We start from the raw sequence: 15,563 nt of genomic DNA, 5'->3' as shown, positions 1-15,563 counted from the left end.
TGAATGTTTCCTTGAGAGATGTAGGCTCATCTTAGAAACATCTGTCAGCCCACACCGGGAAAGCTGTAGGACATGGTTTCATTCATTTTCAGCGTCGAAATTCAGCCATTCCAAACTCCCAGCCTATAGCCCAATCTAGCCACTGTCAGAATCATCTGACAAAAGCTCGGCATGAGCGCTGATACCAAGGATGAGCTGAATTCACTACATTGCACTCACTTTCATATCGGCCACACATCCATGAGCATCGTAAAAGAAGGCAAGCCCTACCCTCGCGGTGCCCACTTTGATGGCAAAGGCACTAACTTCGCGTTGTTTTCCGACCACGCCAGCAAAGTCATTCTCTGTTTGTTTGATCAGCAAGGCAGCACCGAGATTGAACGCATACAGCTTAAGGAATGCACCAATGGTGTTTGGCATGGTTATGTAGAAGGCATCAAACCCGGCCAACTATATGGTTACCGCGTAGAAGGTACTTGGGACCCCGCCAACGGCCTACGTTTCAATGCCAACAAACTTCTGCTGGATCCTTACGCGCGCAAGCTGTCAGGCAATATCCAGTGGGACGATGCCCTCTATGGCTACACCATCAGCGATGACACCGATGCTGATCTCAACATGGACGACAGGGACAGCGCCAAGTTTATGCCCAAGGCGATTGTGGTAGCACCGGATGTGCTTGTGAAATCCAGCAAGCCCGATATCCGCTGGCCGAAAACCATTATCTATGAGGCGCATGTACGCGGCCTCACCATGCAACATCCGCTGATTGCCAATGATATTCGAGGCACATTTGCCGCATTGAGTGATTCGGCCATCATCAGCCACCTGCAACGTATAGGGGTAACCGCGATAGAACTGATGCCTATCCATGCCTTTACGCAGGATAGATATCTGCTGGAAAAAAACCTCGCCAATTATTGGGGTTACAACACCCTCGCCTACTTTGCACCAGAGCCAGCCTATCTAGGCTCGGGTGGCCTGGAAGAAATTGCCAAGACCGTGGATGCCCTGCATGACGCGGGCATAGAAATCATACTCGATGTGGTTTACAACCACACCTGTGAGGGTAACCACCTCGGGCCTACCTTGTCCTGGAAAGGCATAGACAACCTCAGCTATTACAAGGAGTTGCCAGGCAACCCGCGTTACTACGACAATTTGACTGGCTGTGGCAACGCGCTAAACACCTCACACCCCAAGGTCATGCAAATGATCATGGATAGCCTGCGCCTATGGGCATCGGTCTACGGCATTGATGGCTTTAGATTTGACTTGGCGTTGACCCTGGGCCGCAACGAAAACGGCTTTAACCGTGATCACGCCTTATTCCACGCCATGCTGCAAGACCCCATCCTGACGCGCTGCAAACTGATTGCAGAACCTTGGGATGTAGGCCCAGGCGGCTTCCAACTGGCTCATTCCCCCCCGGGTTTTCAGAATGGAATGGCGATTACCGTGATGTCACACGCGAATTCTGGACTGGGCGCGAAGGCATGCTGTCGCAATTTGCCAGCCGCTTTGCCGCCTCCAGCGATCTGTTTAATGAACAGCACCGCCGACCCTGGTCCAGCGTTAACTTCATTACCGCACACGATGGCTTCACCCTGCATGATCTGGTCTCCTACAACGAAAAGCACAACGAAGCCAACGGCGAAGACAACCAGGACGGTGCCAATGACAATCGCAGCTGGAACTGCGGCCATGAAGGCGAAACTGATGATGAGGAAATACTGGCGCTGCGTGCGCAGCAAAAACGCAACTTCCTCACTACCCTATTCCTCTCGCAAGGCATTCCCATGCTGCTGGCAGGTGACGAGCTCAATAACAGCCAGCAAGGCAACAACAACACCTATTGTCAGGACAACCCACAGGGCTGGATAGACTGGTCCAATAGTGACGATAGCCTGATAGACCTGGTGGGCCAACTCGCCGCCCTGCGCAAAAGCCATGGGGCTATTTCAAGAGCCGAGTTTGTCACTGGCAAACTCAACGAGCATGGAAATTCCGATGTGGCCTGGTTCAACGTCAATGGCGAGCCCATGACGAATGAGCAATGGAGCGACCCTAACAACAAGGCCATGATGGTCAAGTTTGTGCCGCCTATCAAAAGTGAATGCGCGGTGCTGGTGATGATCAATGCCTCCCACGTCACCGTGCCTGCCCAACTGCCCTACTGTGAAACCTATGACTGGAGCTTGCTGCTGGATACACCGCTCAAGCCCATTCCTGACCAGCAAGGCAAGGACATCAATCTTGAATCACGCTCTATCTATGTTTACGAAGGCAAGCTGATTGCCGAGCAACACCCTCCTGCAGCGCAGGACAAAGCAAAAGACCAAACAAAAAACTAAACAGCATCAACTTATATATATCGGGGCAATAGCTATGGAAAAAATTCTGCAAATTCTTTACCGCATCCACAACGGCGAAACCACATTCCACGCAGGCGAAGCGCGCGATATGGTGCGTTTTCAGGTAGAGGTGGTTTGCCTGCAACAAGCCCACAAACTGGGCTATATCGCCCAGCCCTGGTTTATGGCCAGCGCCTCCTTGCAACACCCCTGGCAGATCGAAAAAGTCTCCATGCTCAAGCTCACAGACCTCGGACTAAAAACCTTGCAGGAACAATATCTTAGCGACACACTGGCAGCTTGAACTTGGATAAGAGATAAGTCTGGTCGCGGACAATCTTGGCAATGCCTGCTGAAAAGACTGAAATTCGCTAGCAGCCAGTCGCAGGATCAGGCTATAATGCGCACCCTTGCTTAGATGCAAGACATGGTAAGCGGAAGTGGCGGAATTGGTAGACGCACTGGATTTAGGTTCCAGCGCCGCAAGGTGTGAGAGTTCGAGTCTCTCCTTCCGCACCAGTTATGCTGGTGTAAACAGCAATAGAATCAAGGCGCAAACTACGGTTTAGCGCCTTTTTTATTGCCCATGCAAGGGTCATATGCGATTAACCTGCCGTAGCAAAAATAATAGGTACATTAGTTTAGTACCAGACATTTTATAAACGGCTCTTACGGCGACGCACAGCAATACCTACAAACCCGATTCCAAGACCTAGCATGGCATAGGTACTAGGCTCAGGAATCGCCACCACAACCTTAAGTTTAACGTTCATTCCTGGTAGTATTTCATGGCTTAATTTTGTAGGCTCAAATATCAATTCATAGCTATACTTTGGTGAATCCAAACCCGTAACGGTGAGTGTTGGGATTTCCTCAAGCCAACCCCAGGCACCATGGATCAAGATATATGTAGTGTCATGAGTTGGCGCATAATCGTTGAGGAAATCGATATTTATCGCACCACCAAATATATTGAGCAACGCCCACTCCGCATCAATATAGTCATGGCTTATGCCCGGATCAACACCACCAATCTTCATCCTCAATGATGCGTCTTTGGTGAAGTTGACATCCCCCTCTAGCTCTAGGATGCCGAAATCATCCCCCAAAGATAGCTCTCCGCCGTTCAGGTGCATATAGCCAACGATTGACCCCGTCGCTTTTAGCTCTCCGCCAGTCAGCGTCAGCCCTTGTGAACGATCTCTGTTGTTAAATGTGACATTGTTCAGAATTGTTGTACCAGCCGACTGGAAAAATGATTGAACATTTAGAGTTGAATGATTACCAAACTCAATTTTTCCGCCAGAATTTGATAAATCAAAAATTCCCGAAGTTTCAATATTTACACCAGAATTAACTTTAAGCTCGCCGCCTTCAGCATTGCTAAACCCTGAGATATCCAGCGTGCCGCTTCTAACTTCAACTTTCTGATTATTTGCAAATAAATTGTATAAACTAGAACGACCATCAGCACCCGGATCTACAAGGATTGTTCCCTTATTCAAGAAAGTAGGTGCGGATCTATTCATATAGTTGATTGCATTTCCCCCACCATCCCTCAATGTAAGAGTGCCATTATTTTCAATTGCGCTAACATTTGCCCAAAGGCTACCGCTCAGTGTTGTATTGCCATTCAATACCAGTTTGGAACTGGAGCATGAATCACAGTAAATCGCACCAGACCCAGCTTCCAACGAAATTACAGATCCTTTTTTACCAAGGACGGAATCACCATTGACGGTTATAGTTCCGCCTGTATGAAAATTACCAGATATCCAACTTAAACTCTGAGTGGTCAGGTTACCCGTTCCAGCAACTAGACCCCCATTTTGAGTAAATATTTTAACTTCAACATCTCCATTCATCTGAATGGTTCCACTATTGACAATGACGTGATCTTGAGAGGTTGGGACTACACCCTCCAACCAGTTTGTTGAATCATTCCAAGATCCCATACCACCAAACCAAGTACGGCTCTCAGCATATGCGACTGATGAGAAAGAAAAAATGCTGATAATAACTAATGCAACTTCTTCGAGTTTAAGTTTCATCACTTCTCCATTGTTAGATTTTATTAAGCCTTGTATTTAACCTAAAGAAGTCAAACAACATATAGTCCATAGAGACTAAAAACCTTCATCCTCAACAGAATTCATATATATGCCTGCTTAATATGAAAAAATAATCATAGTTTCAACCAACCAAACCATTACTCTATCCGCATGTGCATGCATATCACTTCCAAAAAATAAAAAGCCACCCGAAGGTGGCTTGGTGTCAGTACTAAGTAAAACCATCAGTAGATCTTGCGGCGGCGGGCGGCAAAACCGATTAAACTGAGCCCAAGGCCAAGCATGGCATAAGCACTAGGCTCTGGAACTGCAAGAACATTAAAAGTTATGCCAGAGCCAGTGTAATCAAGCCTGTAAGAGTACTTAGTTAGATCAAGGCCGCTCACATTGAGTTGACTGAATATATACCCATCCACGTACTCAGAGTTTTCATCAGACACTACATAGCCTGAAAATAGAAGATACTTGCTGCCAAGTACAGGCTCAAATGACTCAAAATTGACATTCAGAACTCCACCTTGAGCGAAGACCCAATCTAAGCCGTTCACTGCATCATATGTGACACCTCGCTCATTACCTGCAATAACAAGCGTAATCTCTGAAGCAGAGCCTAAAGTCACCCACGTCGCTTCCAATAATCCGGGTTTATCACCTAAAGATACTTTGCCCCCAGCCACTGTTAAACCGGCATTCATATTTCCGTTTGCAACAAACTCACCACCATTAATTTTGATACCGTCATAGTCAGTGAAAGTAAGATTTGCGTTGTCAAATGTAGTCTTACCAGAGTTTTGAACAAAGTAAGAGGCGGTGAAGGTTGAGCCTTGTTCTAGGCTGACCTCACCACCATTGTTTAACACCCCGGTGATGGAATTCCCGGTAATATCGGCTGTCGCTCCTGATTTAACATGGAAAACGCTTCCGGCATTATTGTTAAGTGGCCCGGAATAGTTGTAGATAACAAATGAACCGCTAGTGACAAAAACCTTACCATCATTGTCGAAAAGGTTGTTAAATCTAGCGGTTTGACCAGCTCCTGCATTGGCATCGATCGTGCCATTGTTCACCAGTGGGCTCCACCACCGATACCAATAATCAATCGAACTGTCAGACCCCTCCTTTAGCGTAAGATAACCGTTATTCACGATCTTCCCCATGCCTGCGGTTATCTTGCCTTGGAGAGTTGTATTGCCATTCAGGACCAAAGTAGTTTCTGGACAATTCTCGCATGTGTACGGATTGGTAACCCAGTTGCCCGCCAAAGACACCTCAGAACCCGCTACACCTATGGTGGCATGACCATTGACAGTTAAAACACCATTGACAGGGAAATTAGGGCCACCTAGATTGATATTCCCCCGTGTCCAATGCAAGCTGTTAGTAGTAATACTTCCAGAACCCTGGATTCGACCTATCGCAATCGTCAGGGAATCAACAACTACACCACCAGAAATAGACAAAAATCCATCATTGATTACCGCATGGTCTTCAGCACCAGGTACCACTCCACCTGACCATTTAGTTGAGTCATTCCAGTTTCCGTTACTGTCATTCCAGATGATATTTGCGAATGCCTGCGTTGATAATGTAGTCAGTGCGGCTAGTGCAATTGCACTTTTTATTGATGGTTTCATACAGATCCTAAATGGGAATAATGACGTTCATTATTAGCGGTGTTTGATGGAAAACCAGCCCTGGAAATACCCTGATCAGAAAAAATCTTTAGCTGCGCTTACGTCTAGCAACAAAAGCCAGCAACCCCATGCCCAGGCCAAGCATGGCAGATGTGCTAGGTTCCGGTACAGCTTGCACAATTAGCGAAATACTTGTTGCAGCGTAGTTAAGTTGATATGAATATTTCGACAAATCCAAACCATTCACATTGACTTGCGAGAATGAATAGCCAGCACCATATTCAGAGTTTTGATCAGCCAGTATTGAGCCACTAAATAAGGTGAAAGTATTTCCGTTAACAGGGTCAAATGAAAAATCAACATCCAGACTGCCATTCGCATGAATGTTACCCGTGGCTTGAACCCAGTCATAGTTCAAACCTTGGTCAGTGCCGCCAATATTGATGAGGAAATTGGAGTCTGCGCCCAGCAAGAGGTCTCCCTGTATGGTCAGTGCAGCAGGTGTATCGCCCAAGGAGAAATTCCCGCCATTCACATAGACACCACCTTTGAGTTGACCACTGGCCGTGAAGTTACCGCCATTAATGGCTATACCTGGGTCATCAGTGGTTTCGAGTGCAGCATTTTTGATAGTAGTGCTGCCAGAATTTTGTACAAACGAGCCGCTTTGAAGTTTAGCGCCGCTTTCAATGACCAGCTGACCACCATCGTTGAAAAACTCCTGGCCCCAATCACCAACCACTGAGAGTGTGGCACCAGAATTTACCTGTATCACCCCGGTACTGCTGTTTCGGGTCTGGAATCCAATGTTGTATATCTCCAGCGTGCCAGTTGCTACCTCCAACCTGCTGGAGTTCAGGTCATGATTCAACAATCCTGCCACCTTGCCAGCCCCCGCATCGCCAATGATGGTGCCGTTATTGATCAGAGGTGACCAGTAACGCATAAGATAAGGTGTATGAGTAGTACTACCCTCTTTCAAGGTGAGTGTGCCGTTGTTCACAATGTCACCAGTTGAAGCAATCAACTGCCCTTTTAGCGTTGTATTGCCATTGAGAATAATTCTGCTGGTACTACAACCCACGCAATCCCAATATGGGCCTTCGTAATCGACCACAGATACCGTAGTTCCAAATGCTCCGAGCACGGCATCGCCATTGACCGTTATGATGCCAACCCCAGGAGCACCACTTGCGAAATTGATATTGCCCTTGGTCCAATTCAAGGTGTTAGTAGTGATGCTGCCAGTTCCCTTGATAATGCCATCCCCAAGCGTCAAACCATCCAATGTGACACTTCCACTTAAAATGGCTTCACCAGTGTTGATAACGGCATGATCGGTGGAAATTGGCACCACACCGCCAACCCAGGCCGATGGGTCTATCCAATTACCGGGACCACCAGCCCAAATAACGTTGGCAAATGCAGGATTGGAGAGTCCCAATAATGCAGTAGACAATAAGAAAACCTTACCTGCTGCTTTCACATTATTCTCCTAGAATTATCTTGGTCGAACTAGACAATGACATTGATTATCATTTTTATCAAATAGTCTAATCAGGCCATTGTCTTAATTACAGAATAAGGTGATTATTTCAGGTTGAAAATTTCAAGAGCACATTCATACCAACAGTTTTCCACACGTAATCTTGTGCGAGAAACCTAGCTCAGTATGCCAATTGAATTGGTGATTTTTTTACCAGCATGTCTACATCAGCGCTTACTTGTAGAGCTAGCTTTAGTTTGACAAAAGTGCAGGGATGGAAAACCAGAAGAAAAGTTAGGCCACATTCAAAATCCCACTACTTACTCACGCATATGCTTTACCCTTAGCATGTCACCAATTCAGATTTGACACCCTTAGGCATACGGGCCAATATGACGAGGTAAAGAATTCACCCGTATCAAGAAAGTCAAACGCATTATGCAAATATCTATCAATCAGGACGAAATCAATATGCTGCGCGCTGAAGTGGAGATTCTCATGCGCGAACGCCATGACCTGCTCAAGGTAACTGGCGCGGCTGCTGGCCTGATTGCCGAGCTCGACAGTCACGACCTGCCAGTTGGCACGGAAGAGGCGGCAGAGCTGTTGGCAAGCAACATTAACACCCTACCAGAAGAAACCCTGCAGGACGCGCTGGACTCGGTCCAGGCGGCCATTGCAGAGTAGTATATTGCCTGAAACAGCGCCCAGTTATTCCTTGGGCGCTTCGTAAATTCCCACCAGCTTGCCCTTGGCCAACACATGGTCAGCGATTGCCTGTGTCCATTGCTCGCGCGTGGCACCTGCTGCCAGGTCTAGGCTTTGATCCAGCGCATAAATCTGGAAGTGGTAATGATGTGTGCCTGTGGCAGGCCTGGGCTTGGGGCCAAGATAACCTGTGCACCACTGATGGTAATGCCTTGACGCGCACCAGCCGGAGCGCTCAGTTGCCCGTCCTTGGGCAGATTGTCTGGTAGTGCCGTGACATTGGCCGGGATGTTGTACAGCACCCAGTGTACGATGGATTTGCCATCACGTACGCCGTTTTCATCTTCCAGCAGCAAGGCATAGCTCTTGGTGCCTGTTGGGCCTGCGCTCCAACTCAAGGCTGGTGAAAGTGAAGCGCCATAGCTGGAGTTCTGCAAAGGAATCAAGCCGCCATCCTTGAACGCGGTAGATTCCAGTTTCAAAGCCGTGGCTTGCTTGGCGTGTATGGCTTCAAAGCTCAGCTCAGCCTTGATCGGCTCTGCAGCCAGCGCAGGCAAGCTGCTCAGGCCCAGTAATAAGGTGGTCATCAAGCGTGTGTTCAACATGCGATTCTCCATATGGTTGTCTTAGGTAATTCTTCTTGAGTGCAGGCTGAATGAATACAGGCGTCACATGTGACGCCTGCCATCAAAGCCTTGCCCTTACTTCTTAGGTGGCTCTATCTTGTATAGCGCGCCGCTAGGGTCATCGGTCAGTACGTAAATATTGCCATCCGGGCCCTGCTTGACGTCACGTACGCGTTGATTGAGGAAGGAAAGCAGTCTTTCCTCGTGTACCACTTTGTTGCCCTCAAGCACGATGCGTATCAATTGTTTATCTGCCAGTGAGCCCAGCAGCAAATTGCCCTTCCAGGCGTTGTCCGCAGTGGCAAACGCCAGGCTGGAAAGCGCTGGCGATTTGGCCCAGTAGTAAGCTGGTGCCTCAAAGCCATCGCCCTTGCGGTGCGGGCCTGTGGTTTCCACGGTTTGCTGTCCGGTGTAATCCACGCCATAGCTGACGATAGGCCAGCCATAGTTTTTACCAGGCTTGACGATATTGAGTTCATCGCCACCACGTGGGCCCTGGTCTGTGCTCCAGATTTGGCCTGTAGTTGGGTGGAAGCCTATGCCTTCGGCATTGCGGTGACCATAAGACCAGATTTCCGGCCTGGCACCTGGCTTGCCAACAAAGGGGTTGTCCTTGGGCACCGTGCCATCAAGGTTGAGGCGCACCACCTTGCCCGCCAGCTTGTCCAGCTGCTGCGGTGCCAGGTTGGCATGGTTATCTCCATGGCTGATAAAGATATGGCCCTTGTTATCAAACAACAGGCGGCCACCGTATTCCCAGTAAGGGGCTACGGCCTGCTTGGGCTCTTGGCGGTAAAACACCTTGAAGTCTTCCAGGCTATTCTCACCCAGCTTGGCAGTGCCTACGGTCAAGCCCACAGGCTCTTCACCATCTGTGCCTTCGGCATAAGAAAGAAAAATGGTTTGGCTTTGCTTGAAATCAGGGGCCAGCGCCACGTCCAGCAAGCCACCATGGCCGCCGACGAAGACCGTGGGCACACCAGCGATAGGCTCGGAAACATCGCCCTGCGCAGTGATGCGGCGCAGCTTGCCTGTGCGCTCGGTGACCAGGAAGCTGCCGTCAGGCAAAAAAGCCAAGGCCCATGGGTGGGAGAGTTTTTCGGCTACCTTGGTGACATGGATGGGGCCAAGCTGGGTGCCCGCCAATTGGCGTTCGCTTTTGATGCTGGGTGGCACGCGCAGGGCCGCAGGTAATTCCGCTGCAGCAGGCGCCGCCGCCGGAGCAGTGGCTGCCGCCGTACCCGCTTGGGCGGATAAGCTAAAAGCACTGCTGATGGCTACGGAAACAAGCAGTCTGGTGTACTTATTCATAAATTTCTTACCTTGTGAAAGTTGCTGAAAATAATGGCAGGGTTCAAACCGAGTCATGGTGAGCACCATGACTCGGGGATAAAGCCAGAAATCGCTAGAAGTTGAACTGCACGCTGCCGACGATGGTGCGTGGCTCTGCCAACAGATAGGTCGGCGTACCGCGCACACGGCCGTCGTTCAATCCTGAAGACAAAGTCCCTGCCGAGACACCCTGCAGGTATTCCTTGTCAAACAGGTTGTTGACGTTGAGGCTGAATACCGCATTCTTGAAATAGCGGCTGATGTTGTTGACGCGATATCCCAAAGCCAGGTTGACCGTAGTTGCGCCCTCTACTTTTTCCTTGTTGGTCAGGTCACCGTAAAGGCTGCTCTTGTAGTAGGCACGAATATCACTGTAGAAGCTGCCATCGTCATAACCCAGGCCTATGCTGGCTAGATGCTTGGGCGTATTGAAGAGCTGCTTGCCTTTGGTATCCAAGGCTGCCGGGCCAGTGCCATTACCGCCCTCGACCACGAAGTCCTCTTGCTGTGTGGCCAGGGTATAAGCGTAGGAAGCGCTGTAGTTGAAGCTGTGCGGCAGCAAGCCATTCAGTGCCAGTTCCAGCCCCTTGGTCTCCACCTTGCCAGCGTTGTAGTAGGCCGTGACAAACTGAGGTGTCTGATAGGACACTTGGCGATTCTTGAAATTGTCGTAGAACAAGGCCGCGCTTGTGGAAATCTTGCTGTCACGATAACGCCAGCCAATTTCCTGGTTGATGGTAGTTTCCGCCTTCTGTGAGCTGTTAGCAGTGGTGTAGAGCGAAGCCGCTGCTGGGACACGCAAGTTCGAAGACACACTGTAATAAAGCTGGTTGTTCTGGTCAGCTTGATAATCCAGCGAAAACGCAGGCAGGAAGCGGTCATAGGTCTTGTCGCGCTCATAGCCTGGGTTGTTGTAATTAATCGACGTACCACTCAGCACCTGGCCAATGTTGTGCGCCTCGACCTTAGTCTGGTGATATGCCAAAGCAGTAGTGAGCTTGAGTTGCTCATTCACACTCCAAACATCCTCTGCCCAGAGCTTGAAGGTCGGCATATCTGTGCGCTGATCGGAGCGATAAACCGCGTTGCCTCTGCCATCAACTGCAATATTGCTTTCACCATTATTGGTAAAGGGCTTGCCATTGGCCTTGATCGGCACATAGGAGAAGGTTTGGCGTGAATGAATGCGCTCATACCAGCCACCTAGTTGCAACTTATTGCTATCACTCAGTTGCCAGTCTAGTTTGGCGCTGATTCCTGGGCGATATTGTGCTGGCAACATCTGCAGGGCGAAAGGTACGCCGGTGTCGATCTGGTCGCCATCACGGTTAAGATCGGTACCCAGGCCAACTTCACTGAGTACAACTGCACCAGATGATGAAGTACCCCCGCGAATACGCTGGAAGTAAGGATCTATATATAAATCAACCTTGTCCGACAGCTTGAAATGGCTGTTGACCATATAGTTCTGCACATGGAAGCTGGTTGAATATAGGTATTGACTAGCCGTAGGGTTAACGCTGTCAGCCACGCCATTGGTACCACGATAGGTGGAGAAAGCGGTTAGCGGATAGCCGCTCTTATAGGGCTGAGCATCATACTGCGCTTTAGTTTTGGGCTGGGTAGACCAGTTCTCCATTTCTTGTGTGGAGATGATGAAGTTGATGCTGTTCTCATCCCATTGGTATTGAAGATTGGCACCGAAACGCTTGGTTTGCGCGCGCAGGCGGCCAGCTTGCCAGTTGTCATAGCGACTGTCCGAAGCCGAAATCCAGCCGGAAAAACCGTTATGCTCGCCGAAATTGATGCGGGTATAGGTTTTCTGTACATCGTAATTGCCAAAGCTTTGCTTCAACATCACGCCAGGTTCCTTGGTTGGGGCAACGGTCTTGAGGATGATGCTGCCACCACTAGCGGTGACGCTAGGCAGGGAAATCGACGATGAACCGTAGATCAGAGAGATAGACTCGTAATCTTCAGGATCGCCGATGACACTGCCCACGGCCAACTGGAACAAGGGATCATTAAGCGGCAGGCCATCCCGCACAATGCCAATCTGACCACCACTGAAACCGCGTACCGTGAAGCCTGCGCCGCCTGCGCCATAGGAATTGCCGCCTTGGGATTGCACCCCAGGCAGGAATTTCAGAGAGTCATAGACACTGCCTATACCAGCCAGCTTTTCCAACTGGAACTTGGTCAAAGTCGCGCGTGAGCCAGGTGTGGATTCCACCTTGGTATCGCCCAGATAGTTGTCTCTGACTTCCTTGTCACTCACCACCACTACCGAGCCCAGGTCTGAAGGCTCAGCCTCTGTGTCTTCTGCCAGCGCAACATGGCCATATAACAGCACCAGAGCACACTGCACGGCAGTGCCGATTTTTCTGGTACGCATTGGAATTCTTTTCATTACTACTCCCCTAATCAATCAACTAATTTCCATGACTTCTCACCCAGGCTGTCAGCCTGGAATTGCGTTAAACGCAGAGCTAGAGGTGGCAACATCCATGCCATCCCTCACAGGCAATATCAAGAAAGGGGTAAAAATAGACTCAAGCGCTTGAATAAACTCAGCAAGAAAGTAGGTAAGCCCTTGTAAAGATGATCTTTACCATTTAGTTAGGGCCTTAACCAGTGATGCCAGCGCAACAAAAAATGCTGTCTCATGCGCAGCAGGTTTGCTGACAGCGCAGCATCTGGCGTGCAGATTGCCCAGATTGAAGGCTGGCTGTACTATCGCGCATGGAGTGAACAACGGCGGCGCAATGAATACAATAAAATCAGCGCCCGGACGAATATCCTGCCTTTTGTTGTGTAGCCTGCTGATTACACCTGCGGCTACCAGAAATACCAGGCGCAGCCATTACAGGCGCGTGATGGCATGGTTTCGTTACGGATGCACGATACGGGAGATGAGGGGTTTCAGGCTTATATGCGCGAGGAAGGCTATGCCAACCTGCCAGCGCAGTGGGGCTGGCGCGAGCTATTGCACAGCAGCTTCTACTTCCACCCTGACCTCAATGTGGCCCGCAGCCAATTACAAGTCGCCATGGCTGGCATCACCACCGCAGGTCAACGGCCTAACCCCAGCATTTCAGCCGGGGCCGGGCGCCGCAATGAACCCGATGTGCCCGAGGTCTACAGCCTGGGCTTCAATATCCCCATAGAAACCGCAGGCAAGCGCCAGGCGCGCATAGATATGGCCACGGCCTTGTCAGACGATGCCCGCTTCAATATCGCCCAGACCGCCTGGACACTTAGGCAGCGCTTGTTACTGAGCTGGATAGAGCTCAACGCCGCCCAGCAGAATCTGCTCATACTGCAGCAAGAAAACCGCCTGCGCGAGCATATCGTCACCATGCTGCAGCAAAGGCTGGAAGCCGGCATGGTTTCTAGCGTGGAACTCAGCAACGCCAGGCTGCAATGGCAGCGCATACAGCAAAGCCTGGTGCTGGAACAAGGCAGAATAGAAGAACTGAAAACCCAGCTGGCCAGCAATGCCGGGCTGCCTCTGAACAAATTCACCAGCCTCACCCTGCAAGCCGATGACGCTGCCACGCTGATGCAGGCACAACACAATATCGATATCGCCCACAGCCTCAACCCCACAGCGCAAGATGCCGCGCTGCAAAACCGCGTGGACATCCGCGCCAGCCTGGCGCGTTATGCGGCCAGCGAGGCCAGACTGCGGCTGGAAATTGCGCGGCAATACCCGGATATCAGCCTCTCCCCTGCCTACAACTATGAGGAAGGCTTCCATATCTGGTCGCTGGGCATTAACAGCCTGCTCAACATCATGCATCGCAACCAGGGCCAGATTGCCGAAGCCACTGCCTTGCGCGCCAATGAGGCTGCGCAGTTTGAAGCCCTGCAAGCCAGAGTGATAGCCTCCATGGACAGCGCGCGCAGCCGCTACGCTGCGGCCTTGCAGGCCTTAACCCAGGCAGGCGCGCTTTACCAGACGCTGCAACAACAAGCCGTGCTGGCTGGGCAGCGCTTCGAGCTGGGCTATGCCGACAGGCTGGAGCTAGTGACCCAACAACTCGAAAGCCTGCTGGCCAAGCAAAATTTCATTAGCGCGGAATATCAGGTGCAACGTGCCGCCGCGGCACTGGAAGACAGCATGCAGCTACCGCTGGAAAACCTGGGTGCTTTACCGCGTCAGCTGGATGCCACATCCCAGCAATATCTCAGCGCTCAGCAAACCTTATCAACGCAATCTCAAGATCAGTCGCCACGGAAGCCTCAGCCATGAACAAGAAAACCGCCGCGGTCATCATCATCCAGGCCTGCCTGATTGTCGTATTGCTCTGGTTGCTGGTGCTGTTCAGCAAGGATGAGTTCGAGGCCTTTAACGAGGACGAGGAAATCGAAAGCCCAGTGCGTGTGCACACTGAAAATGGTGCCTCACTGATTACCCTCAGCCCGGAAACTCAGCAACAGAGTGATATTCATACCCAGACCCTGGTTCAGGTTAAACACCTGACCACGCTGGAAGGCCTGGGCACGGTGATGCCGCTGGATGGCCTGCTGGATTTGCGCAGCCGCTACTTAAGTGCAGTCGGTGATTTGGCAGTCATCAAGGCCAGCCTCAGCAACAGTCAGAATGACTATGAGCGCCTGGCGCAGCTCAACCGCCATGACCGCAATATTTCCGACCGCATGCTGTGGGCAGCCGAGGCGGTTTACAAGGGTGACCAGGCCAAGCTGCAAGCCGCGGAGACCGCGCTGGATAATCTACGCTACACCGCGCGCCAGCAATGGGGTGAAACCCTGGGCCTGGCCGCCCTGGAACGCAATGCAAAACCTGAAATTCAGGCCTTGCTGGATTATCAGCAGGTGCTGATACGTATTGTGCTGCCTGCCGATCAGGAAAGCCCAAGCAAGGTGTTGAACGTTACCCCGGTAGGCAGCACACCACGTGGCATCAACGCACGCTTGATTGCCAGCGCGCCGCAGGCCGACCCCACTTTGCAGGGCCGCACCTACTTTTACGCCGCGCCCGCAGGTGAACTACGCGCAGGCATGCGCCTCAGCACCCGTGAAATGGATAGCGCCAAGCTCAAAACGGGGGTGGATATTCCGCAAAGTGCTGTAGTCTGGTTTGGTGGCAAGGCCTGGGTGTATCGCAAACAAGGCAGCGAAGACTTTGTGCGTGTGCCCATCAGCACCGAGGTAGAAAGTGAACACGGCTGGTTTAACCACGAACGCCTGGAACCCGGCAACACCATCGTCATCAGCGGGGCGCAGCTACTGCTCTCCGAGGAGCTCAAGTATCAGATCAAGAACGAAAACGACGATTAGGAACTGATGCCATGATGTCTGCCTGATCCGTTTCTCCATACGCCAAA

At 50.7% G+C, this 15,563-nt stretch carries 11 protein-coding genes, 1 tRNA gene and 1 pseudogene; 7 read left to right on the top strand and 6 right to left on the bottom strand.

The genetic code is table 11. The annotated features are described in order from the left end of the window. Positions 1-240: 240 nt before the first annotated feature. From JCM2850_RS16550 to JCM2850_RS02445, 4 genes are all read left to right on the top strand, one after another. Entirely contained in the window at positions 241-1,884 is a 1,644-nt protein-coding gene (locus tag JCM2850_RS16550; RefSeq protein ID WP_234406036.1) for a glycogen debranching protein, read from the top strand. Next, positions 1,800-2,354 carry a GlgX family protein gene (locus JCM2850_RS22265; protein WP_234406035.1) on the top strand — a complete coding sequence of 185 codons (555 nt, stop codon included), beginning with the start codon at positions 1,800-1,802 and terminating at the stop codon, positions 2,352-2,354. The genes JCM2850_RS16550 and JCM2850_RS22265 overlap by 85 nt, the downstream gene beginning before the upstream one ends. Positions 2,355-2,388: 34 nt before the next feature. Next, the gene (locus JCM2850_RS02450; protein ID WP_025869653.1) at positions 2,389-2,658 is read left to right on the top strand and encodes a hypothetical protein; all 270 of its coding nucleotides are present in this window, start codon (positions 2,389-2,391) and stop codon (positions 2,656-2,658) included. A 130-nt stretch (positions 2,659-2,788) separates the two neighbouring features. Further along, positions 2,789-2,873, top strand: a tRNA-Leu gene (locus JCM2850_RS02445). Positions 2,874-3,010: 137 nt separating this feature from the next. Here the strand turns inward: JCM2850_RS02445 and JCM2850_RS02440 are convergent. The 3 genes from JCM2850_RS02440 to JCM2850_RS22255 form a co-directional block, all read right to left on the bottom strand. Further along, the gene (locus JCM2850_RS02440; RefSeq protein WP_025869652.1) at positions 3,011-4,405 is read right to left on the bottom strand and encodes a PEP-CTERM sorting domain-containing protein; all 1,395 of its coding nucleotides are present in this window, start codon (positions 4,403-4,405) and stop codon (positions 3,011-3,013) included. A 245-nt stretch (positions 4,406-4,650) separates the two neighbouring features. After that, positions 4,651-6,060, bottom strand: a complete 1,410-nt coding sequence (locus tag JCM2850_RS22260; protein ID WP_025869651.1) for a PEP-CTERM sorting domain-containing protein — start codon at positions 6,058-6,060, stop codon at positions 4,651-4,653. Positions 6,061-6,148: 88 nt separating this feature from the next. Further along, entirely contained in the window at positions 6,149-7,546 is a 1,398-nt protein-coding gene (locus tag JCM2850_RS22255; protein ID WP_148301172.1) for a PEP-CTERM sorting domain-containing protein, read from the bottom strand. 438 nt (positions 7,547-7,984) lie between these two features. Here JCM2850_RS22255 and JCM2850_RS02425 point away from each other — a divergent pair, with 438 nt between their 5' ends. Next, a complete protein-coding gene (locus JCM2850_RS02425; RefSeq protein WP_025869649.1) occupies positions 7,985-8,233 on the top strand; it encodes a hypothetical protein in 249 nt (82 codons plus the stop codon). A 24-nt stretch (positions 8,234-8,257) separates the two neighbouring features. Here the strand turns inward: JCM2850_RS02425 and JCM2850_RS16545 are convergent. From JCM2850_RS16545 to JCM2850_RS02410, 3 genes and pseudogenes are all read right to left on the bottom strand, one after another. Then, positions 8,258-8,841: pseudogene (locus JCM2850_RS16545) on the bottom strand (YbhB/YbcL family Raf kinase inhibitor-like protein). 114 nt (positions 8,842-8,955) lie between these two features. After that, positions 8,956-10,191: a PQQ-dependent sugar dehydrogenase gene (locus tag JCM2850_RS02415; protein WP_025869648.1), complete on the bottom strand. Its 1,236-nt coding sequence runs from the start codon at positions 10,189-10,191 to the stop codon at positions 8,956-8,958. Positions 10,192-10,285: 94 nt separating this feature from the next. Continuing rightward, entirely contained in the window at positions 10,286-12,622 is a 2,337-nt protein-coding gene (locus JCM2850_RS02410) for a TonB-dependent receptor (protein ID WP_036265366.1), read from the bottom strand. Between the two features lie 471 nt (positions 12,623-13,093). Between JCM2850_RS02410 and JCM2850_RS02400 the strand changes: the two genes are divergently transcribed. Then, entirely contained in the window at positions 13,094-14,467 is a 1,374-nt protein-coding gene (locus JCM2850_RS02400) for a TolC family protein (protein ID WP_081774919.1), read from the top strand. Beyond that, positions 14,464-15,516: an efflux RND transporter periplasmic adaptor subunit gene (locus JCM2850_RS02395; RefSeq protein ID WP_025869645.1), complete on the top strand. Its 1,053-nt coding sequence runs from the start codon at positions 14,464-14,466 to the stop codon at positions 15,514-15,516. The genes JCM2850_RS02400 and JCM2850_RS02395 overlap by 4 nt, the downstream gene beginning before the upstream one ends. The last annotated feature ends 47 nt before the right edge of the window (positions 15,517-15,563 follow it).

Origin of the sequence: Methylobacillus glycogenes JCM 2850 (assembly GCF_000617925.1) — a bacterium.
In the GTDB taxonomy this organism is placed as follows: domain Bacteria; phylum Pseudomonadota; class Gammaproteobacteria; order Burkholderiales; family Methylophilaceae; genus Methylobacillus; species Methylobacillus glycogenes.
The sequence above is the reverse complement of the archived record's forward strand: the minus strand, read 5'-3'. Positions and strand labels throughout refer to the sequence as shown.